Here is a 23,852-nt window from a genome sequence, read left to right as displayed (position 1 = left end):
AACCTTGTGGCACGGACCTTGCGGGGTCAAACCACCGTTGCACCAATCCACAGCCGATCACGCGATATGGGTGATGATATCCATCCAGGTGAGCGATCCGATGGTGAAGGCGCCCAGGGTAACAAAAGCGGCGAGGTCTTTGACAAAATCGAGCATCTTGGTCTCCCGTGTTTCTGTATTGTTCTTATACGTTCGGTTTTTGTTCTCGTCCAGACGGGAACAACGGTGAAACCGGGGACAAGGATTAATTGGTTAGGAATTCGTTAGGAGAGGTTGGCGGGCGTTAAGAATCGGGGCGTGCGCGATCGACACCCCGTCCGATGGGACGCTGTGTTCGGCACGGTGAAAAGCGGCTTTCGCCTCGGTTAAATTAAAGAAGAGGCGAAAGCCGCTTCCCACGAACAGGATTTCGGACGCATGCATCGAGCGGCCCCCTTGCGGGTTGCTCATCCCATCCACGAGCGGCGCAGACTTTTGGCCCGGACGCCGAAACATCCATCGCCGCTTGTCGCCGTTCGCTTCAGTTGAGCGACCGGTGGTCAGCATACACGCCTCCGCCCGATCGACACCGTGCGGCCTGCCTCCTCACCCGGCACTTCGTCGGTACCGCGTGTTGTCGGTGAGGACGAGCAGATTATGGGGGAGGATGGAGGGGGCGAGGATAAGAGGGATAAGTGCAGACCCCAATCGCGGGAATGTCGCGCTCGGGCGTGACCCGAGGGCGTTTCACTTTGGGTTCATCGTCAGCCCACGACGCGTGCAAGTCCAAGACCCTCGGGTCTGGCCCTAGGGTGACGGCCTGTGGGTTGGAGGGAGGACGTCCTAACGGATAGCCTCACTTAGCTCTGCTACTGCCTACCGGCCTAACGTCGCCATCTCCACAGCTTGTGGGGCGGAAGACGTCGGGTTCGCTACTAAAGCGTGTGTGGCACCACCAGCCCGCCCTTGAGCGTGACGATGCGGTCAGCGCGGCGGGCGAGGTCGTGATTGTGGGTGGCGATGAGGGCGGCGGCGCCCTCGTTCTTGATCAGGCCCTTGAGCGCCTCGAAGACGAGATCGCTGGTTTCCGGATCAAGATTGCCGGTGGGTTCGTCGGCGAGGATAACACGGGGGTGGTTGGCGGCGGCGCGGGCGATGGCGATGCGTTGCTGTTCGCCGCCGGACAATTCAGCCGGGCGATGGGCTGCACGGGGTGCCACGCCGAGCAGGTCCAGCAGTTCCATGGCCCTGGCCTGAGCCTTGTTCTGGTCTTGGCCGGCGATGAGTTGCGGCATGACCACATTTTCGAGCGCGGTGAACTCGGGCAGAAGGTGATGGAACTGGTAGACATAGCCGACTGTGGAGCGCCGCAGCTGGGTACGCGCGCGATCGCCAAGCTGGCTGGTCGGCTGACCAATGATTTCGATCTCTCCGCTTTGCGGCGATTCAAGCAGACCACAGAGGTGCAGCAGGGTGGATTTGCCGGCGCCTGAAGGTGCGACCAGAGCAACCAGTTCACCGCTCTCTACCGTGAGGTCCGCGGCCTCAAGCACGCGGACCAGGGTATCGCCCTGACCATAGTGCCGGTGGACGCCCGACAGCTTGAGATGCGGCTTACTCATAGCGCAGAGCCTCGACCGGATCATATTGCGCGGCGCGCCAGGCGGGATAAAGCGTGGCCAGGAAGCTTAGGCCCAGGGCCATGCAAACCACCACAGTGACCTCGGTGGGGTCGGTGCGGCTGGGGAGCGAGGAGAGGAAAAAGACCTCGGGCGGAAACAGGGTGACGCCGAGCAGATTGGAGATCGAGGCGCGCAGGGCCTCGGCATTGGCGGCGACGACCAGACCCAGAACGGTGCCGACAACGGTGCCGATAAAGCCAATGGCGGTGCCGGTGATGGAGAAAATGCGCATGATCGACCCGCGCGTCGCGCCCATGGTCCGCAAAACCGCAATGTCGGCGCCCTTGTCCTTCACCAGCATGATGAGGCTGGAGATGATGTTGAAGGCGGCGACCAGGATGATCATGGAGAGGATGGTGAACATCACCACGCGCTCCACCTGCAGGGCGGAGAAGAAGGTTTCGTTGCGCTGCTGCCAATCGGTCAGGATCAGCGGACGCACGCCGGGCGCCGATTGCAGGCGCTGGCGCATGAGGTTCACCTCGTCGGGATCGTCGATGAAAATCTCCACAGCCGTGGCGCGGGGCACGCGCTCATAGGCAGCGTCGATCTCCTCGTCACTGGCGAGCGGATCGAGTGGCCCCATGCCGGGCTTGAGCACTTCATCGACCATGCGGAAATAATCCTGCGCGGGTTCGAGCGGCATATACATGTAGAAGCTGTCGAACTCGACCATGCCCAGATTGTAGATGACATTGACCGGATAGGACCGGATCTGCGGGGTCGAGCCGAAAGGCGTCATGGCGCCATCGGGATTGATGATCTGGACCTGATCACCAATGCCGACGCCCAATTGCTGGGCCAGACGATAGCCGATGGCGACCCCCTTGCTGTCATCCCACTGGTCGAAGCCGCCCTGCTCGGCCGAATTGTAGAGCAGGTCGAGCTTTTTGAGGTTTTCCTCATTCATGCCGCGCACGGAAACACCGGTGGACGAACCGCGGCCGGAAGCCAGCACCTGACCCTCGACGAAATAGACCGCGAAGCTGACGCCATCGACCTGTTCGAGGGCAGCGACGGTTTCCTTATAGTCGGTGAACTGGCTTTCGATCGGATGAGCGGTGAAATGGCCGTTGAGCCCGAGGATCTTGTCGAGCAATTCGCCGCGAAAGCCGTTCATGACCGACATGACGACGATCAGGGTCGCCACGCCAATGGCCACGCCCACCATGGTGAGGCTGGCGATGACCGAAATGAAGGCTTCCTTGCGGCGGGCACGCAGATAGCGCCCCGCAATCAGCCATTCAAAACGGGCGAAGGGCCGGGTGGCCCGGCCTCTCCGCGGCATTGGCGTGCTATCGGTCAAATGTCGGTCATCCGCTGCGGTTCGATCAGGCCTTTGAGGCGTGCAACGGCCTCGGTGAGCGGCAGCGTTTCGCGCTCGCCGGTCTTGCGATGCTTGATCTCAACTTCGCCCGATTTAAGGCCGCGGGGCCCGAGGATCAGCTGATAGGGAATGCCCACGAGATCGGCGGTCGCGAATTTGGAGCCGGCGGGCTGGTCGCGATCGTCATAGAGCAGGTCGATGCCGGCGGCGGTGAGCTCGTTGTAGAGCTTGTCGCAGGCGGCATCAGTATCTGCATCGCCGGCCTTGAGATTGATCAGAACGGCCTCAAAGGGCGCGACAGAAACGGGCCAGATAATGCCGTTGTCGTCGTGGCTGGCTTCGATAATGGCGGGCACCACGCGGGTCGGGCCAATGCCGTAGGACCCCATATGGACCGTGATTTCCTTGCCGTCGGGGCCGGTGACGCTGGCCTTCATGGGATCGGAATATTTGGTGCCGAAATAGAAAATGTGCCCGACCTCGATCCCGCGCGCCATCAGCTGCTTGTCGGCAGGCACTTCGGCCCGGAAGGTGGCTTCGTCGGTCATTTCGTCGGTGGCGGCGAACAGCGAGGTCCAATCCCTAAAGATCGGATCGAGATCACCGCGGAAATCGGTATCGGCGGGCGGAATAGGCTTATCGAGCAGGTCCTTGTCGAGGAAGACACCGCTCTCGCCGGTGTCGGCCAGCACGTGGAACTCGTAGGACAGGTCGCCGCCGATGGGGCCGGTATCTGCGCGCATAGGAATGCCGACCAGACCCATGCGCCGGAAAGTGCGCAGATAGGCCACGAACATGCGCTGGAATGCCTTGACCGCCCCGGCTTCGTCGAGATCGAAGCTATAGGCGTCCTTCATCAGGAATTCGCGCGAGCGCATGGTACCGAAGCGGGGGCGCACCTCGTCGCGGAACTTCCACTGGATGTGGTAAAGGTTGAGCGGCAGGTCCTTGTAGGACTTCACATAGGTGCGGAAGATGTCGGTGATCATCTCCTCATTGGTGGGACCATAAAGGAATTCGCGCTCGTGCCGGTCCTCGATGCGCAGCATTTCCTTGCCATAGGCCTCATAGCGGCCCGACTCGCGCCAGAGATCGGCGGACTGAATGGTGGGCATAAGAAGCTGGATCGCGCCGGAGCGATTCTGCTCCTCCTCGATGATCTTCTGCACCTTCATCAGGACCTTGTAGCCCATGGGCAGCCAGGAATAGAGACCGGAGGCCTGCTGGCGGATCATGCCGGCACGCAGCATGAGCCGATGCGAGACGATTTCGGCTTCCTTGGGCACGTCACGCAGCACCGGCAGGAAATAGCGGGAAAGGCGCATGGGAACTCCGAAAGCTATTTTGGGAGCATGTTCTGGTCGGAAAACCGGCGACCACTTTTCCGAAACACGCTCAGGTCGACTCGCAGGATTTGTTGATGCCCACTCAAATCGCAACCGTCCATTCGATGCAAGCATGCAAGCTATGCAGAATCTACTTGGCAGAGCGATTTTCTGTTGTTAGGGTCCGCCCCAATAAAACAAAGGCGGCCCAAACCGCCGGACGTCGACAACGTCAAGGGAGGAGCGTTGGCAGCCGCTTTGTAGCGCGCCTAAGACCAACGTATTGTCGAACAAACTCATTCAAGCAGGGCCTAGCGCCCTGCTTTTTTGTTTGAGGAACAAGTTGATATGACCGATTCTGTGACATTTACACGAATTGCGCTGTCCCTACCCGGTGCGCTGTCAGCGCCGCATTTCGACCGCACGGCATTCAAGGTGAAGCGGACATTTGCAACGCTGGCGGCCGATGCCCAGAGCGCCAATATCAAATTCACGCCGGATGAGCAGGAATTGAAGTGCATGGTCGCCCCACAGATCTTTCAGGCGATCGACAATGGCTGGGGACGACAGGGCTGGACGACCATGGTGCTGAGCTCGGCGACCGAAGCCGATATCGAGGCGGCGCTGAAGCTGGCCCATGCCCATGCTGTGGCCAAGAAATAGCACCGGAGCCGATGCGTTGCGCCAATCCCTGCGACCGCGGATACAGACAAGGATGTACCCAGCGATACCTATGGTCGTGGAGACATCCCCCTCACCGACCTCCGCTTCGCTCCGGCCACCTCTCCCCGAGGGGGAGAGGAATAGGCGGCGCGTAGCGCCGGATGAGAGATGCATTCCCACTCGCGAGGTGCTTGGACCCTCAGCGGTTCCAGTAAGCCTGGAGGGTTTCGTTGCTGATGCCCCAGAGCAGGAGGGCGGTGAAGACCGCAGCTAAAGCCGTTGTGATCAGGCCCTTGGCGATCAGGCGCGGCTGGACCGGCGCGCCCGGATCGGAGCCCGCGACGATTTCGGCACCTTTTTCATGGTGGCTGTGGCTACCGATGGGCAGGACGGCCACAAAGGTGAGCCACCAGACCACGAAATAGACGGCAATGAGGGAACCGATTTGCATGCGCGTTACCTAACGCGGAAATAAGGCCAGAGGGAAGCGACGCGGTGTCGCGGTGGGGATTTTACATTCGACCCGCTGTCACCCCCACCCTGGCTGCGCTAAGGACGCCTGGCGTCCAGCTTCGCTACCCTCCCCACCAGGGGGAGGGGATGAGGGTGGGGTGACAGTGGCGTGGGGTCCTAAACCCGATGCACGAAAACCGAGACGTTGGGTTTGCGGCCCCAGAAGGCGTTGACCTCGTTGCGGATGGCCTTGAAGAGCGCCGAATTGAGCACTTCGGTATCGCTGCGGCGCTTGGCCGGCATGGATTTGATGACGCCGGCGATGGTGTCCTCGATCAGATCGGTAACGGACTCGTCCTCGGTTTCGGGCAGACCTTCGACCACCAGATCGGGTCCGGAGACGACCTGGCCGCCACCATTGACGCAGAGGCTGACAACAACCATGCCGCCAAAAGACAAGCGCCGCCGGCCCTTTACACCGCTTTCCTCGGGCGTGCAGAGCACAAGGCCATCGAGATAGAGCTCGCCGGTGCGCACTTCGGCGGGAAAGGCCATGGGCTCGGGGAAGAGCCGGACCATATCGCCATTGCGCGCCTCGCAGACATTGGGAATGCCCTCGTCCCGCCCCAGCCGGGCATGGGCGAGCAGATGCATGGCTTCGCCATGCACCGGCACCAGCACTTCGGGCTTAACCCAGGAATAGAGCTTTTTGAGCTCGCCACGGCGCGGATGGCCGGTGACGTGGACGAGCGCGTCATTGGCCGTGATCAGTTCGACGCCCTTGTCGATGAGCTGGTTCTGGATGTCGATGACTTCCCGCTCATTGCCCGGAATGGCCCATGAGGAAAAGATCATGCGGTCGCCGGCATTGAGATCGATGACCGGATGATCGCCGCGGGCGATGCGAGCAATGGCGGCGCGGGCCTCGCCCTGGCTGCCGGTACAGATCAGCACACATTTGTCGCGCGGGATGGATTTATAGGCATCCTGGTCGTGAAGCGTGGGCAGGCCTTCGAGCATGCCCAGCTCGCGGGCAATGCCCATGATGCGGTGCAGCGACCGGCCGGACAGCACCACCTCTCGGCCGGCCTTATGGGCGGCGCGCACAATGGAGACCACGCGACCGACATTGGAGGCAAAGGTGGTGACGGCCACGCGGTGCGGCGCATCGGCAATCAGCTTGGCAAGATTGTCGCCAATCTCCTGTTCGCTCGGGCTTTCGCCATCCTTCATGGCATTGGTCGAGTCGCAGATCAGTGCGAGCGGGGTCGATTGATCCTCGCCGATCTGCTGGAGGCGCGCGAAATTGGTGGGCGCGCTGACGACGGGGGTCGGGTCGAGCTTCCAGTCGCCGGTATGCAAGGCACGGCCGATCGGGGTGGTGATCAGGATGGCATTGGACTCCGGAATGGAGTGGGCCACATTGATCGGCTCGATGGTGAAGGGCCCGACCTCGAACGGTTTGCCGGGCTGCATGATGGTGACATCGACATTTTCGACAATGCCGTCCCCTGCCCGCTTGGCCGCCAGCATGGCGGCGGTGAAGGGCGTTGCATAGACGGGCTTGTCGAAAACCGGCCAGAGATCGAGCACGGCGCCATAATGGTCTTCGTGGCTATGAGTGAGGATCAATGCCAGGACATCATCGGCATTTTCTTCGAGAAATTCGGGATTGGCCATGATGAGCTCGATGCCCGGCAATTCCGGGCCGCCGAAGCTGACGCCGCAATCGACCACGATCCATTTGCGGCGATGGGCCGGACCGAAGCCATAGGCGCCCATATTCATGCCGATCTCGCCAACGCCGCCAAGCGGCACAAAAACGAGTTCATCCCTTTGGTTCTTAGCCATGGGTATTTTATTCCTTTGTCTGGTCGGACGCCGGACGATCTGATGGTCGCCGGTCGCCCGTCCTTGATGTTGTGGTCAGCTTCGGGCGCTGGCCGTTGCCCCAAAATGCACATCGCCCGCCGTGATCGGGTGCCGCGTGCCCTCGTCATCGCGGATAATCAACCGACCGGCGGAGTCGATGGTTTCAAAAATGCCACGGCGCACCACACCGTCCTGACTGATTGCGACCGGCGCGCCAATGCCTGCGGCCGAACCGCGCCAACGCTCAAGTATGGCGCTCACGCCATTGCCGTCGTTCCAGATGCTGAAGGCCTCGACCCAGGCATCGGACAGGGCCTCGAACACATCTTCGGCGCTACGGTCGATGCCCAGAGCACGCAAAGAGGTTGCCGGATAAGGCACACCCTCTGGCGCGGCAACGACATTGACGCCAATGCCCACGATGATGGCGGTGCGGCCATCCGGCGTCTTGCTGGCCTCAAGCAGAATGCCCGCCAGCTTTGCACCATCGGCCAATACGTCGTTCGGCCATTTGAGCGCAATGCGGGAGCAACCATCGGCACCATCGGCCCCATCAATGCCGATGCGCACCATGCCCCCGGGCAGGATCGCCGAGAGACCCCCATTGAGCGCCACGCCGGCAACAAAGCCCAAGGTCGCTATGGTGTCCGGCCCCGCATCCGGCACGATCAGCAGGCTGGCGGCCAGATTGCCGATGGGGCTGTGCCATGCCCTGCCCCGCCGGCCGCGGCCTGCAGTCTGCTGCAAGGACGCAAACCAGACCCCACCTGGATCGCCCGCAGCCGCGGCGGCAAGCGCCTCGCTATTGGTCGAGCCGATGGTATCAAAGCCAACCAGCCGATAACCGGCATCGCGCGCTTTGCCACCAAGCCGAAAATCGGACACCTAGACCACCTCGTGCCCTGACGGGCATGTCTTGTGTGACCCAGGTTCCGCTTGGAGCATCGGCTGACCGAAAACCGGCAACCGCTTTTCGGGCCGATGCACTAGAAAAGGCTTCCGGCGGCGACATGCGCCCAGTTGGCGAGCGGATTGCCGACAGTGAAATAGAAGGTGACGATGAGAAAGCCGAAGACGGCCATGACGATGTTGAGTTCACCGGGCACCGCAGCAAACTCTGCCTTGGGCTCATCGAAATACATCACCTTGACCACCCGCAGATAGTAGAAGGCGCTGACGGCCGAGGCCAGCATGCCGATGACCGAAAGGACATAGAGATTGGCCTCGATGGCAGCCAGGAAGACCTGCCATTTGGCGAAGAAGCCGGCCAGCGGCGGCAGACCGATCAGCGAGAACATGACAATGGCCATGATGGCTGCCACGAAGGGCCGTGCCTTGGATGCACCGGCCAGGTCATCGATGGTCTCGACATAGCCCTTATCAGTGCGCAGCGAGAGAATGCAGGCGAAGAGCGCAACGGTCATGCCGACATAGATGGCCATATAGATGGCGACGCCTTCCACTCCAACCTGGGTACCGGAGGACAGGCCCACAAGGGCAAAACCGACGTGGCCGATGGAGGAATAGGCAACCAGGCGCTTGATCGATTGCTGGCCAATGGCGGCAAAGGCAGCCAGAACCATCGAGGCAATCGAGAGGAAGATGACGATCTGCTGCCAATCGCTGGTGATGGGGGCAAAAGTATCCATGACCAGACGGATCATCAGCGTCATCGCCGCAACCTTGGGGGCCATGGCGAAGAAGGCCGTCACGGGCGTCGGGGCACCTTCATAAACGTCGGGCGTCCACATGTGGAAGGGCACGGCGGAAATCTTGAAGGCGACGCCGGCCAGGAGGAAGACCACGCCGAAAATCAAGCCAACCGAACGGCCTTCATTGGCGATGGCGACAACGATCTCGCCCAGATTGGTGTGGCCGGTAAAGCCATAGATCAGCGAAGCGCCATAGAGCAGCAGACCCGAGGAGAGCGCGCCGAGGACGAAATATTTCAAACCCGCTTCGGATGCGCGCGTGTCATCGCGCTTGATGGCAGCCATGACATAGAGCGACAGGGACTGCAGCTCGAGGCCGACATAGAGGCTCATCAGGTCATTGGCGGAAACCATGACCATCATGCCCAGAGTGGCGAGCAGCGCGAGGACCGAATATTCGTATTTATGGACGCCGTTTTCCTCGGCATTGGACATGCCAAGGATCATCGCCAGGCCCGCGCCGCCAATGACCAGGACCTTCATGAAGCGGCCAAAACTGTCGGCGATGAAGAGGCCATTGAAGATCACGCCGTCCACCGGCTGCAGCATGACGATGAGGCCGGTGGCCACGAGCAGGCCAATGGAGAGCCAGGCGACCAGCGCCGAGCGCTCCTTGTTGACGACCACGCCGACCAAGAGCAGCACGAGCACGCCCAGGGCCATCAGCACTTCGGGATAAGCGGGAGCCAGGCTCGCGAAATCGATAACGTCAGAGTTCACGTCAGTCTCCTAATGCGCAGCGGGCTCGGCCGCATGTTCGGCCGGCTGGGTCGCGCCTTCGGCAGGCGCGACATAGTCAAGGGGGGCACGCTCATCGGCCAGATCCACGGCCGGGTTGCGGCCAATGCTTTGCGAATACTGGGCGACCAGATTGTCAACGGCAGCGGCCGTGGTGTCGAGGATCGGGGCTGGATAGAAGCCGAAGACCACAGTCAGCACGATCAGCGGGTAGAGAACCAGCTTTTCGCGCAGGTTGAGATCGAGGATCGACTTGAGGCTATCCTTGGTCAGTGCACCAAAGATCACCCGGCGATAGAGCCAAAGGGCATAACCGGCCGAGAAGATGACACCGAAGGCGGCGCCGAAAGCCACCCAGGTATTGACCTGGAAGACACCGATCATGGTGAGGAACTCACCCACAAAGCCCGAGGTACCAGGCAGGCCGACATTGGCCATGGTGAAAACCATGAAGGCGAAGGCATATTGGGGCATGCGCTCGACCAGACCGCCATAGGCAGAGATCTCGCGGGTGTGCATGCGATCATAGATGACGCCGACACAGAGGAAGAGCGCACCGGACACGATGCCGTGCGAAATCATCTGGAACATGGCGCCCTGGATGCCAAGGGCATTGCCGGCGAAGATACCCATGGTCACGAAACCCATATGGGCAACGGACGAATAGGCAATCAGCTTCTTGATATCGGTCTGCACCAGGGCGACCAGCGAGGTCAGGATGATGGCGGCAACCGAGAGCAGGAAGATGAAATTGGCAAATTGCGCCGAGGCCTCGGGGAACATGGGCAGAGAAAAGCGCAGGAAGCCGTAGCCGCCGAGCTTCAGAAGGATCGCCGCCAGGATAACCGAACCGGCCGTGGGGGCCTGCACGTGGGCTTCGGGCAGCCAGCGGTGGAAGGGCCACATGGGCATTTTGACCGCAAGCGAGGCGAAGAAGGCCAGCCACAGCCAGGTCTGCATGCCGACCGGGAAATCGTGGCCGAGCAGGCGGATGATGTCCGTGGTGCCGGCATCCCAATACATGGCCATCATGGCCAGGAGCATGAGGACCGAACCGACAAAGGTATAGAAGAAGAACTTGTAGCTGGCCTGAATACGGGCAGAGCCGCCCCAGATGCCGATGATGAGGAACATCGGCAGCAGGGTGCCTTCAAAGAAGACATAGAACATAGCCAGGTCAAGCGTGGTGAAGACGCCGATCATCAGCGTTTCGAGCACCAGGAACACGATCATGTATTCCTTGACACGCTGGTCGACATCCCAGCTCGCCAGCACGGCGGCCGGCATGAGTAGAGCTGTCAGCACCACAAAGAGCACCGAAATGCCATCGACGCCGACGCGATAGCCGATCGAGTCGCCAATCCAGGGCATGTTGACCACGAACTGGAAGCCGGCGCTGGACGCATCGAAACTCTGCCAGAGGGCCAGCGAGAGCACAAAGACGACCAGGGTCGTGACCAAGGCGAGCCAGCGGATCGCATTGAGTGCGGTTTTTGGCGTGAACAGCAGAATCGCCGCGCCGACAACCGGCAGCCAGGTCAGGAGCGTGAGGATGGAATTCTCGAAGGTCATCAGATCAGTCCCCCGGCCGTAATGGCCCAGGTCAACAGCGCCGCGACGCCGATCAGCATTGCGAAGGCATAGTGGTAGAGATAGCCGGACTGGAGCTTGACGACCCAGCTCGTGACGTTCTGGACGCGACGGCCAAGGCCTTCGGCAATCTTGCCGTCGACCAGCCAGTCATCAAAGCCCTTCCAGATGGCGTTGCCGATCCAAAGCGCGGGCTTGACGAAGATCGTGTCGTAAAGCTCGTCGAAGTACCACTTGTTGAGCAGGAACTTGTAGAGCCCGGGATTGGCGGCGGCCAGTTTGCCCGGAACATCGGGACGTCGGATATACATGTACCAGGCCGTCACGAAACCGATGATCATGGCGATGCTGGCGCTCCACTTGACCCAGAGCGGCACGTGGTGCGCGCCTTCGATCAACTCGTGGTCGACAAAGAGCGATCCGGCAAAGAAGTGTTCAATATGCTCCACGTCGTGGAAGAACATGCCGTAGAACACCACGCCGGCCAGCACCGCGCCGACAGCCAGCACATAAAGCGGCACCAGCATGACATTGGGCGATTCATGGGCGTTGTCATAGGCCGAGCCATGATGGTCGTGACCGTCGTGGGCGTGATCGTCGTGACCATGCGCTGCCTCACGCGGCGTGCCGTGGAAGGTCAGGTGCACCAGGCGCCAGGAATAGAAGCTGGTGAACAGGGCAGCCACGACCAAGAGCCAGAAGGCGAAGGAGCCCACATTGCCACCGAAGGCGTAGGCGCTTTCGATGATGGCATCCTTGGAGAAGAAGCCGGCGAAACCGAAATTGGTGCCCGGAATACCGACGCCAGTCAGGGCCAGCGTACCGATCATCATCATCGCATAGGTGATGGGGATCTTCTTCCTGAGGCCACCCATGTTCCGCATATCCTGCTCGTGATGCATGGCATGGATGACCGAGCCGGCGCCGAGGAACAGCAGAGCCTTGAAGAAGGCGTGGGTGAACAGGTGGAAGATGCCGGCCGAATAGGCCCCTACCCCCAGAGCCACGAACATGTAGCCCAGCTGCGAACAGGTCGAATAAGCGATGACGCGCTTGATGTCGTTCTGCACCAGACCAACCGTCGCCGCGAAGAAGGCGGTGATGGCGCCGATGACAATGACGACAGTCAATGCGAAGGGCGAGGTTTCGAACAACGGCGAGAGACGCGCCACCATGAACACACCGGCCGTCACCATGGTGGCGGCATGGATGAGCGCCGAAACCGGGGTCGGGCCTTCCATAGCGTCCGGCAGCCAGGTGTGCAGCAGGAACTGGGCCGATTTACCCATGGCGCCCATGAAGAGCAGCAGGCAGACCACCGTCATGGCATCGAGCTGCCAGGAGAGGAACTGGATAGTCGGCAGGCCGGTGGTGGCGAATTCATCGGCAGCTTGGAAGGCACCGTCGAAATCGATGTGACCAAGCACGAGGAAGGCGCCAAAAATGCCGAGCGCAAAGCCGAAGTCGCCGACGCGGTTGACCACAAATGCCTTCATGGCCGCCGCATTGGCCGACGGCTTGGTGTACCAGAAACCGATCAGCAGATAGGAGGCCAGACCCACACCTTCCCAGCCGAAGAACATCTGCAGGAAGTTGTCGGCCGTCACCAGCATGAGCATGGCGAAGGTGAAGAGCGAGAGATAGGCAAAGAAGCGCGACCGGTGCGGATCATCGTGCATATAGCCGATGGAATAAAGGTGAACGAGGGCCGACACCGTATTGACCACGACCAGCATGATGGCCGTCAGCGTATCGACGCGCAGGGTCCAACGCAGATCCATGTCGCCGACCTGGATCCAACGCATCACCTCAACCTTGACCACGGCCGCATGTCCGTCACCCACGGCACCGGCAAGGCCGTCACCAAAGGCAACCGGAATAAACACGTACCAGCTCAGCACCGCCGCGATGAGCAGCAGACCGGTGGTGATGAATTCGGATGGCCGGTGGCCGATCTGGCGGCCCAGCAGGCCCGCAATCAACGCCCCGATAAGGGGCAGGAAAACAATCGCCTGAATGATCATAGCGGTGCTCTTAGCCCTTCATCATATTGACGTCTTCAACCGCGATGGAGCCACGGTTGCGGTAGAAAATAACGAGGATGGCCAGACCGATAGCGGCCTCGGCGGCGGCCACGGTGAGGATCATCAGCGCAAAGACCTGACCCTGCAGGTCATTAAGATGTGCGCTGAAGGCCACGAAGTTGAGATTCACCGCGAGCAGGATCAGTTCCACCGACATCAGGATGACGATGATGTTCTTGCGGTTGATGAAGATGCCGAACACGCCGAGCGTGAACAGGATTGCTGCTACGGTCAGGTAATGACCGAGCCCGATTTCCAGACCCATAGTAACCCCCTATAGCCCCTGACCGCTTTTGACCTTGACGTTCCGCACCGTTTCGCTGGGCTTGCGCCCCAACTGGGATGCCGTGCTTTGCCGCTTGATGCCTGTCCGGTGGCGCAGCGTGAGCACGATGGCGCCAATCATGGCAACCAGCAGCACGGCGGCGGCTCCCTGGAACAGGAAGACATAGCGCGTGTAAAGCACCTGGCCGAGCGCCCGCGTATTATCGACGGTCGCATCGATGGGCAGGCCGCCAGCCCCAACCACGTCAGGCGCTATAACGAAACTGCCGGCAACCAGCAAAAGCTCGAGAAACAGAATGCCACCGACAACCATGCCGATGGGCGCATAGGCCAGAAGACCGGATTTGAGTTCGGCAAAGTCCACATCGAGCATCATCACGACGAAGAGGAACAGCACTGCCACGGCACCGACATAGACCACGATGAGCAGCAGGGCCAGGAACTCGGCTCCGGCCAGCATGAACAGGCCTGCCGCATTGACGAAGGCCAGGATCAGGAACAGCACCGCATGCACGGGATTGCGTGCGGAAATGACCATGAAGGCCGACGCCACGGTGATGGCGGCAAAGACGTAGAAGAAGAACAGCGGAAGGGTCATGCTCTTCCCTCTCAGCGATAAGGCGCGTCGGCAGCCAGATTGGCAGCGATTTCACGCTCCCACCGGTCGCCATTGCTGAGGAGCTTCTCTTTCGAGAAATAGAGTTCCTCACGCGTTTCAGTTGCGAATTCGAAGTTCGGACCTTCGACGATGGCATCGACCGGGCAGGCTTCCTGGCAGAAACCGCAATAGATGCATTTCACCATATCGATGTCGTAGCGCACGGTGCGACGGGTGCCGTCATTCTGGCGCGGACCGGCTTCGATGGTGATGGCCTGGGCCGGGCAAATGGCCTCGCACAGCTTGCAGGCAATGCAGCGTTCTTCACCATTGGGATAGCGGCGCAGCGCGTGCTCGCCGCGGAAACGCGGCGAGACCGGGCCTTTTTCGAAGGGATAGTTGATAGTCGGCTTGGGCCCGAAAAAGTAGCGCATGGCCAGGAAGAAGGCCGATACGAATTCGGTCAGCAGCAGCTTGTTGACGAGTTGTCCGGCGCGCATCAGGCAATACCCCCGTGCCAGCCCCAGCCGGTGAGCTGGAGAACGAAAGCGACGATCACGACCATGAGCAGCGAGAGCGGCAGGAACAGTTTCCAGCCGATCCGCATGAGCTGATCGTAGCGATAGCGGGGCACGATGGCCTTTGCCATGGCGAACATGAAGAAAACGAGCGTTACCTTGATAAAGAACCAGATCAGCCCGGGAATCCAGGTGAAGGGGGGCAGATCGATAGGCGCGGCCCAGCCACCCAGGAACAGGATGGTGGTCATGGCGCACATGAGCAGGATGGCGATATATTCGCCCAGCATGAACAGCAGGTAGGGTGTGGCCGAATATTCGGTCATGAAGCCTGCCACCAGTTCGGATTCACCTTCCACCATGTCGAAAGGCGGACGGTTGGTTTCGGCCAGGGCCGAAATGTAGAACACCACGAACATGGGGAAGAGTGGCAGCCAGAACCAGTTGAGGAATGACAGCCACGGCACGCCTAAGGCACGGGCCAGGCCCATTTCGGACTGGGCGACGACGATGTCATTGAGGTTCAACGACCCGACGCAAAGCAGCACGGTGATGATGACGAGGCCGATGGAGACTTCGTAGGAAACCATCTGCGCGGCGGAGCGCAACGCGCCGAGGAAGGGGTATTTCGAATTGGAAGCCCAGCCGCCAATGATGACGCCATAGACACCAAGCGAGGAAATGCCGAGCAGGTAGAGAATGCCAATGTTGATATTGGCCATGGCCCAGCCATTGTCCACCGGCACGACCGCCCAACCGGCAAGCGCCAGCGTCGCCGTGATCAGGGGAGCGGCCAGGAACAGCACTTTGTCAGCGCCGGCCGGAATCACCGCTTCCTTGAAAACGAATTTGAGGAGGTCGGCGAAGGATTGCAGCAGACCAAAGGGGCCGACCACGTTTGGACCGCGGCGCATCTGCACGGCAGCCCAGACCTTGCGGTCGCCCAGCAGGATGAAGGCGGTGAAGATCAACAGGCCCACGAGCAGCGCCAAGGCCTTGTAGACAAAACCTATCTGCGTACCCCAGCCAAAGACGGGAATACCCAGAAGGTAATCGAGGGCAGCGAGTATAAAGTCCATTGTGCTCCCCTACTCCGCCGCCTGCTTGAGGCCCGCGGCCATCTGCGCGCATTCGGCCATGGTGGCCGAGGCGCGAGCGATCGGATTGCTGAGATAGAAATCGGTCACCAGCGACGCATAAGGCGCCGACTTGGTCTTGATGGCGGCCTTGGCGAGCTTTTTGACATCGGCCACCGAAGCGGGGGCAATCTCGTCAATGCGGGCCAGATGTGGGATTTCCGCATAGAGGGCGGCGCGCAACTGGGCCAGCGAGTTATATGGCAGAGCCTGACCGATGGCGCCCGACAGTGCACGGATGATGGCCCAGTCTTCCTTGGCATCGCCCGGCGGGAACACGGCGCGGGTGGTGACCTGAACGCGACCCTCGGTGTTCACATAGGTGCCCGACTTTTCCGTATAGGTGGCGCCGGGCAGGATGACGTCGGCGCGATGCGCGCCCTTGTCGCCGTGGCTGCCGATATAGACCACGAAGGCCTTGCCCATGGCCGACATGTCATATTCGTCGGCACCCAGCAGGAAGAGCACGTCGAGCTCACCCTTGCCGGCGAGGGCAATCTGATCGGCCGAGCAGACGCCACCGTCATGCGGCACGAAGCCGATATCGAGACCGCCGACGCGGCTAGCCGCGTTGTGCAGCAGCGCAAAGCCGTTCCAGCCTTCTTCGACATTGGCGCCGGTGGCCAGCTTGGCGGCAAGCGCGATGGTGTCGCGGCCGGCCTGCTTGCCGAGATCGGCATGCGAGACGGCCCCTTCGCCCACGATGATCAGCGGGTGCTTGGCGTTCTTCAGGGTTTCGGCAAAGGCGCCCTTGCCGGCAGCAAGATCGGCCAGCGTTTCGAAGCCGGAGCCGAGATATTCGTAAGAATAGGTCAGGTCCGCCTGCTCGCCGATGACGGCGATGGGCAGGTTGGTGGCGCGCCAGGTCTTGCGGATGCGCGCATTTATCAGCGCGGCTTCCTTGCGCGGGTCGGCGCCGATGATGAGGATGGCATCGGCCTGCTCGATCCCGGCAATGGTCGGGTTGAACAGATAGGCCGAGCGCGGCATGGAGGGATCGATGCCAGACATGGCCGGGCGGACGTCCGTCATGCCCGAGCCGATCGAGGTGAGCAGACCCTTGAGGGCGTACATTTCCTCGACGGCGGCGAGATCACCAGCAATAGCGCCGACCTTGTTGCCGGCCTTCTTGACCTTGGCGGCGACGGCGGCAAGCGCCTCGTCCCAGGTGGCGGCTTGGAGCTTGCCGGACTTGCGCACATAGGGGCGGTCCAGCCGCTGGCTCTTGAGGCCATCCCAGATGAAGCGGGTCTTGTCCGAAATCCACTCTTCGTTGATCGCTTCATTGACGCGCGGCAGGACGCGCATGACTTCGCGGCCACGGCTATCGACGCGGATAGCCGAACCGACCGCATCCATGACGTCCACGGTTTCGGTCTTGGTCAACTCCCACGGACGGGCGTGGAATTCGTAGGGCTTGGAGGTCAAGGCACCGACCGGGCAGAGGTCGATGACATTGCCCTGCAACTCGCTGGTCAGCGCGCGTTCAAGGTACGGGGTGATCTCGGCGTCTTCGCCACGGCCCAGAAGGCCGAGCTCGGAAATGCCGGCCACTTCGGTGGTGAAACGGACGCAACGCGTGCAGTGAATGCAGCGGTTCATCGAGGTCTTGATGAGCGGGCCCATATATTTGTCTTCGACGGCGCGCTTGTTTTCCGCAAAGCGCGAGCCGGAAACGCCATAGGCCATGGCCTGGTCCTGCAGGTCACATTCACCGCCCTGATCGCAGATCGGGCAATCGAGCGGGTGGTTGATCAGCAGGAATTCCATCACGCCTTCACGGGCCTTCTTGACCATGGGCGTGTTGGTGAACATTTCGGGCGGCTCGCCATTAGGGCCGGGACGCAGATCCCTGACCGACATGGCACAGGAAGCCTGGGGCTTCGGGGGACCACCCTTCACTTCGACAAGGCACATGCGGCAATTGCCGGCGACCGACAGGCGCTCGTGGTAGCAGAAGCGCGGAATTTCGGCGCCTGCGGCCTCGGCAGCCTGCATCAGGGTGTAATGATCGGGGACTTCGATGAGCTGCCCGTCGACTTTGATATTGGCCATCGGCTTACTCCGCCGCGATGGACGGAACGGCGCCGTCGCTGGTGGATGAATAGGTATACTGTTCGATCCGCGCCTCGATGGTGGGGCGGAAATTGCGGATCAGGCCCTGGATCGGCCAGGCTGCAGCGTCGCCGAGGGCGCAGATGGTGTGCCCTTCGATCTGCTTGGTCACTTCGAACAGCATGTCGATCTCGCGTTTCTGGGCGCGACCCTGCACCATGCGTTCCATGACGCGCATCATCCAGCCGGTGCCTTCGCGGCATGGCGTGCACTGGCCGCAGCTTTCATGCTTGAAGAAGGCCGAGATGCGCCAGATGGCTTTGATGATATCGGTGGACTTGTCCATGACAATCATTCCGCCGGTGCCGAAGCTCGACTTCTTCTCGCGCATGCCGTCGAAGTCCATGACGGCGTCCATCATGTCCTCCCCGCGTACGACCGGGCAGGATGCGCCGCCAGGAATAACAGCAAGCAGATTGTCCCAGCCGCCGCGAATGCCGCCGCAATGCTTTTCGATGATGTCCTTGAAGCTTTCGCCCAGGGCTTCCTCGAAGGTGGCCGGCTTGTTCACGTGGCCCGAGACCATGAACAGCTTGGTGCCGACATTGTTCGGCCGGCCGATGGACGAGAACCAGGCCCCCGAGCGGCGCAGGATTTCGGGCACGACAGCGATGGATTCGACATTGTTGACAGTGGTCGGGTTGCCATAGACGCCCATGCCGGCCGGAAATGGCGGCTTGAGACGCGGCTGGCCCTTCTTGCCTTCAAGCGATTCCATCAGCGCGGTTTCTTCGCCGCAGATATAGGCGCCGGCGCCGTGATGGACGATGATGTCCAGGTCCCAGCCATGGACATTGTCCTTGCCGATCAGCTTGGCGTCATAGGCTTCCTGGACGGCTTCCTCGAGGCGCTGGCGTTCACGGATGAACTCGCCGCGCACATAGATGAAGGCCAGGTGCGCATCCATGGCGCGGCAAGCCAGAAGGCAGCCCTCGATCAGGTGATGCGGATCGTGGCGCAGGATCTCGCGGTCCTTGCAGGTGCCCGGCTCGGATTCGTCGGCATTGACCAGGAGATAATGCGGACGGCCATCGGACTGCTTGGGCATGAACGACCATTTCAGGCCGGTCGGGAAGCCTGCGCCGCCGCGGCCGCGCAGGCCCGACGACTTGACTTCATTGGTGATCCAGTCGCGTCCGGAATCGATGAATTCCTTGGTCCCAACCCAGGAGCCACGCTCGCGCGCGCCTTCGAGCCGCCAGTCGTGGTGGCCGTAGAGATTGGTGAAAATGCGATCCTTGTCAGCGAGCATGATCGGCTTTCCGCTTCAACAAAAAGATAAACCAGGCCGCAATTCCGATTGCGGCCCCCGCTACCGAAGCCAACATGCTCGGCAGCGAAAATCCGAAAACCATCTCTGCACCGGTAACGACAAAGGTACCCAAGACCGCATAGACCACGCCAACGACGAAGTCCTTGAGGGTCAGAGCCGCAATGTCGATGCCTCCGATGGTCATTTAGCGCGGGTCCTTCCCGAACACCTTGCGGTATTCCTCGACGCCACCCTTGGCCAGAGCCTTGGCCTGCTTGAGCCAGTCGTCGCGCTCGATACGACCCTTGAAGTTCAGAACCTCGTCAACGCGGGCGATGTCGGCCTTCTTGAACTTGGCGATCTGGTCGTAGCGAGTGATCCCCAGGGCATTGAGCTTGCGCTCGATCACCGGACCGACGCCCGAAATAAGCTTAAGATCGTCCACCGGACCGTCGGGCCGCTCAAAGAGCGGGGTCAGCTCGCCACCCTTTTCGACGGTCGGCACAACCTCGTCGGGGTTGGCAGCAGGCGCCTTGTCGGCGGGCCTGGTTTTCTTGGCGCCTGCCGAGGCACCGCCGATGCCCGGCTCAGACGCCTTGGCCTTGCCGACGGCTTTGCCGCCGTCGATAGCTTCGGCCTTGGATTCAGCGCCGGTTGCGCCTTCGCGCATGGCATTGTTCGGCGAACCATCCGCCTTGGCCGCGGCGGCGGCAGATTTGCGCTCGGTCTCGGCCTTGGCCTGGCTGACCTTGGCCTTTTTGGGCGTTCCCTTGACGGCCGGAGCATTCTCTTCGGCGACATCCTTGGGCTTGGCAGCAGTGTCCGGCTGCGCCTTGACGGCCGGTGCCGGCGCGGCAGCGGGAGCCGCCTCTGCTTCAGGCGCCGGCGGCGGCACGAACTTTTCGCGCTTGGCGGTAGGCTGTTCCAATAGCGTGGTACGGCCGCCGATGGCTGCCGACGTCATGCGATCGATCTGCGGGCCCGGCGAGATCGTTTCGCCCTTGCCGGCGGCGAAGGCATCGACGATCTCTTCAAAGCGCCCGGGCGTCAGATCTTCGTAGGTATCGTGATAGATCATGACCATGGGCGCGTTCACGCAGGCACCCAGGCACTCGACCTCTTCCCAGCTCATGGTGCCATCGGCATTGAGATGGTGCGGCTCGGGATGGATCTTGTGCTTGCAGACCTCGATCAGCTCCCCGGCACCGCGCAGCATGCAGGGCGTGGTCCCGCAGACCTGGATATGGGCGTTCTTGCCAACGGGGGCGAGCTGGAACTGGGTATAGAAGGTCGCCACTTCGAGAACGCGGATATAGGGCATATCCAGCATTTCGGCGACTTTCTCGATCGTCGCACGGGTAACCCAGCCATCCTGATCCTGCGCACGCATGAGCAGCGGGATGACGGCAGACTGCTGACGGCCAGCCGGGTAAAGCGCAATGCGCTTTTCGGCCCAGGCCTGGTTTTCAGCGTTGAACGCAAAACTCGCCGGCTGCACCGACTCGTCTGCAAGGCGTCGCGTAGACATCAGCGATCCACCTCTCCGAACACAATATCAATCGACCCGAGGATCGCGGTCACGTCCGCCAGCATGTGCTTGCGGCAGAGATAATCCATGGCGCTCAAATGGGCGAAGCCCGGCGCGCGGATATGGCAACGATAGGGCTTGTTGGTGCCGTCGGACACCAGGTACACGCCGAACTCGCCCTTGGGCGCTTCGACCGCGGCGTAGATCTCGCCGGCCGGCACCTTGTAGCCTTCGGTATAGAGCTTGAAGTGGTGGATGAGCGCCTCCATGGACTGCTTCATCTCGCCGCGCTTGGGCGGCACCACCTTGCCGTCGGTCGAGGCCACGGGGCCCTTTCCGTCCGGCGCATTCAGCTTGGCCACACATTGGCGCATGATCTCGTTGGCCTGGCGCATTTCCTCCATGCGGACCAGGTAACGATCATAGCAGTCGCCATTGGAGCCGACCGGAATGTCGAATTCCATTTCGGCATAGGCGTCGTAAGGCTGGGCCTTGCGCAGATCCCATGCGGCACCGGAAGCGCGCACCATGACGCCAGAGAAACCGCGGCCCCAGGCTTCTTCGAGCGGCACAACCCCGATATCGACGTTACGCTGCTTAAAGATGCGGTTGGCGGTGAGAAGAGTGTCGATGTCCTTGAGCGCCTTGGGGAATTCCTCGCAGAACACACCAATGTCGTCGATCAGCGCCTGCGGCAGGTCCTGATGGACACCACCGGGGCGGAAATAGGCCGCGTGCATACGGGCGCCGGAAGCGCGCTCGTAAAAGACCATGAGCTTTTCGCGCTGCTCAAACCCCCAGAGCGGTGGCGTCAGCGCGCCAATGTCCATGGCCTGCGTAGTCACGTTCATGAGATGCGCCAGCAGGCGACCGATTTCTGCATAGAGCACGCGGATCAGCTGTCCACGGCGCGGCACTTCGATGTCCAGCATGCGCTCGACGGCCAGAGCAAAGGCGTGCTCCTGGTTCATCGGCGCCACATAGTCGAGGCGGTCGAAATAGGGCACGGCCTGTAGATAGGTCTTGTGCTCGATGAGCTTTTCAGTGCCGCGATGCAGCAGGCCCACATGCGGGTCAACGCGCTCAACGAGCTCGCCATCGAGCTCGAGAATCATGCGCAGCACACCGTGGGCCGAGGGATGGACAGGGCCAAAATTGAGCGTGAAGTTTCTTACATCAACTTCGGACATCAGTTCTTCGCCTTCTCGTCGCCGGGCAGCACATAATCCGTGCCTTCCCAGGGCGACAGGTAATCGAACGTGCGGAATTCCTGGGCCAGGGTCACAGGCTCATAGACCACGCGCTTACGTTCTTCGTCGTAGCGAACTTCAACAAAGCCGGTCAGCGGGAAGTCCTTGCGCAGCGGGTGACCGTCAAAGCCGTAATCGGTGAGAATGCGGCGCAGGTCCGGATGGCCCGAGAACAGCACGCCATAAAGATCGTAGGTTTCGCGCTCGAACCAGTTGGCACCCGGAAAAACGTCGCAAATGGACGGAACGGGGGTGACATCGTCGGCTTCGAGCTTGATGCGGATACGCTGGTTCAGATGTGGGCTGAGGAAGTGATAGACCACGTCAAAGCGGAATTCGCGAGACGGATAGTCGGCACCGCAGACGTCCACGAAGCTGATGAACCGGCATTTCGGATCGTCGCGCAGGAAGGTCGCCACAGAAACGATCGAATCGCGGACCACGGTTACGGTCAGGTCGCCAAAGGCCACCTCAAAACCCAGGACTGCATCGCCCAGGGACGCCGCGACATGCTCGCCAAGCGTTACGAGCGGGTCGATTGCAATCGGCTCGACAACAGTTTCGTCCATGCCCCTGCCCTATCGTTCAATCGTGCCGTCGCGGCGAATCTTCTTTTGCAGCAACAGGATGCCATAAAGAAGCGCCTCGGCCGTCGGCGGGCAGCCCGGGACGTAGACGTCCACCGGCAGAACCCGATCGCAACCGCGCACGACGGAATAGGAATAGTGGTAATAGCCGCCGCCATTGGCGCAGCTACCCATCGAAATGACATAGCGCGGCTCGGGCATCTGGTCGTAGACCTTGCGCAAGGCGGGCGCCATCTTGTTGGTCAAGGTACCGGCCACGATCAGCACGTCGGATTGACGCGGCGAAGCGCGCGGCGCCGTGCCGAAACGCTCGATGTCATAGCGCGGCATGGACATCTGCATCATTTCCACAGCGCAGCAGGCGAGACCCGTCTGCATCCACATCAGCGAGCCGGTACGTGCCCAGGTGATGAGCTGCGACACAGTGGTCACGAGAAAGCCCTTATCGGCCAACTCGTTGTTCACGCCTGCGAAAAACGGATCGTCAGCGCCAACAGGCTTGCCGGTTGCCGGATCGATAGCGCCCGTGGGACGCGGGGTAACCAGTGTCGAACTGGACGGGCTCAATCCCATTCCAGAGCTCCCTTACGCCATTCATAAATAAAGCCGATGGTCAGCACGCCCAGGAAAATCATCATGGACCAGAAGCCGAACCAACCCACATCCCTGAACGCCACAGCCCAGGGGAAGAGGAAGGCCACTTCCAGATCGAAAATGATGAAGAGAATCGCCACCAGGTAGAAGCGGACATCCACCTTCATGCGAGCATCGCTGAAGGCATCAAAGCCGGCCTCGAAGGCGGAGACCTTTTCAGGATCGGGGCGCTTCACCGCCACCAGGAAGGGCGCCACCAGAAGCGCCCCGCCAATCAGGGCGGACAGCGCAATAAAGATGACGATGGGCAGGTAATTGCTGAGCAATTCAGTCATGCGGCAGCCTAAAGTTCAAACCGGCCAGAGCAGCCGAGAAGCACACGGGCCACGAAGCAATTGGGGCAAGCGGGCCGATGCGCCGGTGATGGGCAACGGCTTAGACCTTCCCCCCAAACGTTTCAAGGGAAAGAAAATATGATAAGAATAATCATATAACGTGCGCGCAATGTCGAGTGCACTCATGCTTGGCCGGGGCGTCCAGAGCAACAGATTTGCGAAAAAATGG

General features: G+C 61.0%; 23 protein-coding genes. 1 reads left to right on the top strand and 22 read right to left on the bottom strand.

Annotation, left to right across the window (positions count from 1 at the left end; genetic code table 11):
- Positions 1 to 252: 252 nt before the first annotated feature.
- The 4 genes from V8Z65_RS07790 to proS form a co-directional block, all read right to left on the bottom strand.
- Entirely contained in the window at positions 253 to 546 is a 294-nt protein-coding gene (locus V8Z65_RS07790; RefSeq protein ID WP_338723594.1) for a hypothetical protein, read from the bottom strand.
- Between the two features lie 368 nt (positions 547 to 914).
- Positions 915 to 1,601 (bottom strand): ABC transporter ATP-binding protein, encoded by a 687-nt coding sequence (locus V8Z65_RS07785; protein ID WP_338723593.1) that lies wholly within the window; start codon positions 1,599 to 1,601, stop codon positions 915 to 917.
- A complete protein-coding gene (locus tag V8Z65_RS07780; protein ID WP_338723592.1) occupies positions 1,594 to 2,949 on the bottom strand; it encodes an ABC transporter permease in 1,356 nt (451 codons plus the stop codon). The genes V8Z65_RS07785 and V8Z65_RS07780 overlap by 8 nt, the downstream gene beginning before the upstream one ends.
- A 14-nt stretch (positions 2,950 to 2,963) precedes the next feature.
- The gene (proS, locus tag V8Z65_RS07775; RefSeq protein WP_338723590.1) at positions 2,964 to 4,313 is read right to left on the bottom strand and encodes a proline--tRNA ligase; all 1,350 of its coding nucleotides are present in this window, start codon (positions 4,311 to 4,313) and stop codon (positions 2,964 to 2,966) included.
- 348 nt (positions 4,314 to 4,661) lie between these two features.
- Here proS and V8Z65_RS07770 point away from each other — a divergent pair, with 348 nt between their 5' ends.
- On the top strand, positions 4,662 to 4,976 hold the full coding sequence (locus tag V8Z65_RS07770) for an MmcQ/YjbR family DNA-binding protein (protein ID WP_338723589.1): 315 nt from the start codon (positions 4,662 to 4,664) through the stop codon (positions 4,974 to 4,976).
- A gap of 199 nt (positions 4,977 to 5,175) precedes the next feature.
- On the opposite strand, the gene V8Z65_RS07765 is transcribed toward V8Z65_RS07770, so the two are convergent.
- The 18 genes from V8Z65_RS07765 to V8Z65_RS07680 form a co-directional block, all read right to left on the bottom strand.
- Positions 5,176 to 5,427: a DUF1467 family protein gene (locus V8Z65_RS07765; protein ID WP_338723588.1), complete on the bottom strand. Its 252-nt coding sequence runs from the start codon at positions 5,425 to 5,427 to the stop codon at positions 5,176 to 5,178.
- Between the two features lie 179 nt (positions 5,428 to 5,606).
- The gene (locus tag V8Z65_RS07760) at positions 5,607 to 7,280 is read right to left on the bottom strand and encodes a ribonuclease J (RefSeq protein WP_338723587.1); all 1,674 of its coding nucleotides are present in this window, start codon (positions 7,278 to 7,280) and stop codon (positions 5,607 to 5,609) included.
- A gap of 75 nt (positions 7,281 to 7,355) precedes the next feature.
- Positions 7,356 to 8,186 carry a biotin--[acetyl-CoA-carboxylase] ligase gene (locus tag V8Z65_RS07755; protein ID WP_338723585.1) on the bottom strand — a complete coding sequence of 277 codons (831 nt, stop codon included), beginning with the start codon at positions 8,184 to 8,186 and terminating at the stop codon, positions 7,356 to 7,358.
- Positions 8,187 to 8,287: 101 nt separating this feature from the next.
- Positions 8,288 to 9,733, bottom strand: coding sequence for an NADH-quinone oxidoreductase subunit NuoN (gene nuoN, locus V8Z65_RS07750; RefSeq protein ID WP_338723584.1), 1,446 nt, complete (start codon positions 9,731 to 9,733; stop codon positions 8,288 to 8,290).
- 9 nt (positions 9,734 to 9,742) lie between these two features.
- Complete coding sequence (locus V8Z65_RS07745; RefSeq protein ID WP_338723583.1) at positions 9,743 to 11,323, bottom strand: NADH-quinone oxidoreductase subunit M; 1,581 nt, start codon at positions 11,321 to 11,323, stop codon at positions 9,743 to 9,745.
- The gene (gene nuoL, locus V8Z65_RS07740; protein WP_338723582.1) at positions 11,323 to 13,365 is read right to left on the bottom strand and encodes an NADH-quinone oxidoreductase subunit L; all 2,043 of its coding nucleotides are present in this window, start codon (positions 13,363 to 13,365) and stop codon (positions 11,323 to 11,325) included. Before nuoL ends, V8Z65_RS07745 begins: the two co-directional genes overlap by 1 nt.
- Before the next feature lie 10 nt (positions 13,366 to 13,375).
- On the bottom strand, positions 13,376 to 13,684 hold the full coding sequence (gene nuoK / locus V8Z65_RS07735) for an NADH-quinone oxidoreductase subunit NuoK (protein WP_220307475.1): 309 nt from the start codon (positions 13,682 to 13,684) through the stop codon (positions 13,376 to 13,378).
- Between the two features lie 15 nt (positions 13,685 to 13,699).
- Positions 13,700 to 14,308, bottom strand: a complete 609-nt coding sequence (locus V8Z65_RS07730; RefSeq protein WP_338723581.1) for an NADH-quinone oxidoreductase subunit J — start codon at positions 14,306 to 14,308, stop codon at positions 13,700 to 13,702.
- An 11-nt stretch (positions 14,309 to 14,319) separates the two neighbouring features.
- Positions 14,320 to 14,808, bottom strand: a complete 489-nt coding sequence (nuoI, locus tag V8Z65_RS07725; RefSeq protein WP_338723580.1) for an NADH-quinone oxidoreductase subunit NuoI — start codon at positions 14,806 to 14,808, stop codon at positions 14,320 to 14,322.
- The gene (nuoH, locus tag V8Z65_RS07720) at positions 14,808 to 15,905 is read right to left on the bottom strand and encodes an NADH-quinone oxidoreductase subunit NuoH (protein ID WP_338723578.1); all 1,098 of its coding nucleotides are present in this window, start codon (positions 15,903 to 15,905) and stop codon (positions 14,808 to 14,810) included. Before nuoH ends, nuoI begins: the two co-directional genes overlap by 1 nt.
- A 9-nt stretch (positions 15,906 to 15,914) precedes the next feature.
- On the bottom strand, positions 15,915 to 18,017 hold the full coding sequence (nuoG, locus tag V8Z65_RS07715; protein ID WP_338723577.1) for an NADH-quinone oxidoreductase subunit NuoG: 2,103 nt from the start codon (positions 18,015 to 18,017) through the stop codon (positions 15,915 to 15,917).
- Between the two features lie 4 nt (positions 18,018 to 18,021).
- On the bottom strand, positions 18,022 to 19,329 hold the full coding sequence (gene nuoF, locus V8Z65_RS07710; RefSeq protein ID WP_338723576.1) for an NADH-quinone oxidoreductase subunit NuoF: 1,308 nt from the start codon (positions 19,327 to 19,329) through the stop codon (positions 18,022 to 18,024).
- Positions 19,319 to 19,534: a hypothetical protein gene (locus V8Z65_RS07705; protein WP_338723575.1), complete on the bottom strand. Its 216-nt coding sequence runs from the start codon at positions 19,532 to 19,534 to the stop codon at positions 19,319 to 19,321. Before V8Z65_RS07705 ends, nuoF begins: the two co-directional genes overlap by 11 nt.
- Positions 19,535 to 20,857 (bottom strand): NADH-quinone oxidoreductase subunit NuoE, encoded by a 1,323-nt coding sequence (nuoE, locus tag V8Z65_RS07700; protein ID WP_338723574.1) that lies wholly within the window; start codon positions 20,855 to 20,857, stop codon positions 19,535 to 19,537.
- The gene (locus V8Z65_RS07695; protein ID WP_338723573.1) at positions 20,857 to 22,047 is read right to left on the bottom strand and encodes an NADH-quinone oxidoreductase subunit D; all 1,191 of its coding nucleotides are present in this window, start codon (positions 22,045 to 22,047) and stop codon (positions 20,857 to 20,859) included. The genes nuoE and V8Z65_RS07695 overlap by 1 nt, the downstream gene beginning before the upstream one ends.
- Complete coding sequence (locus tag V8Z65_RS07690) at positions 22,047 to 22,676, bottom strand: NADH-quinone oxidoreductase subunit C (protein ID WP_338723571.1); 630 nt, start codon at positions 22,674 to 22,676, stop codon at positions 22,047 to 22,049. Before V8Z65_RS07690 ends, V8Z65_RS07695 begins: the two co-directional genes overlap by 1 nt.
- Positions 22,677 to 22,685: 9 nt before the next feature.
- Positions 22,686 to 23,267, bottom strand: coding sequence for an NADH-quinone oxidoreductase subunit B (locus V8Z65_RS07685; protein ID WP_297113400.1), 582 nt, complete (start codon positions 23,265 to 23,267; stop codon positions 22,686 to 22,688).
- Complete coding sequence (locus V8Z65_RS07680; protein ID WP_297113399.1) at positions 23,258 to 23,623, bottom strand: NADH-quinone oxidoreductase subunit A; 366 nt, start codon at positions 23,621 to 23,623, stop codon at positions 23,258 to 23,260. Before V8Z65_RS07680 ends, V8Z65_RS07685 begins: the two co-directional genes overlap by 10 nt.
- Positions 23,624 to 23,852: the final 229 nt, after the last annotated feature.

This window comes from Devosia sp. XK-2, assembly GCF_037113415.1.
In the GTDB taxonomy this organism is placed as follows: Bacteria; Pseudomonadota; Alphaproteobacteria; order Rhizobiales; family Devosiaceae; genus Devosia.
This window is presented reverse-complemented; position numbering and strand designations above follow the sequence as displayed.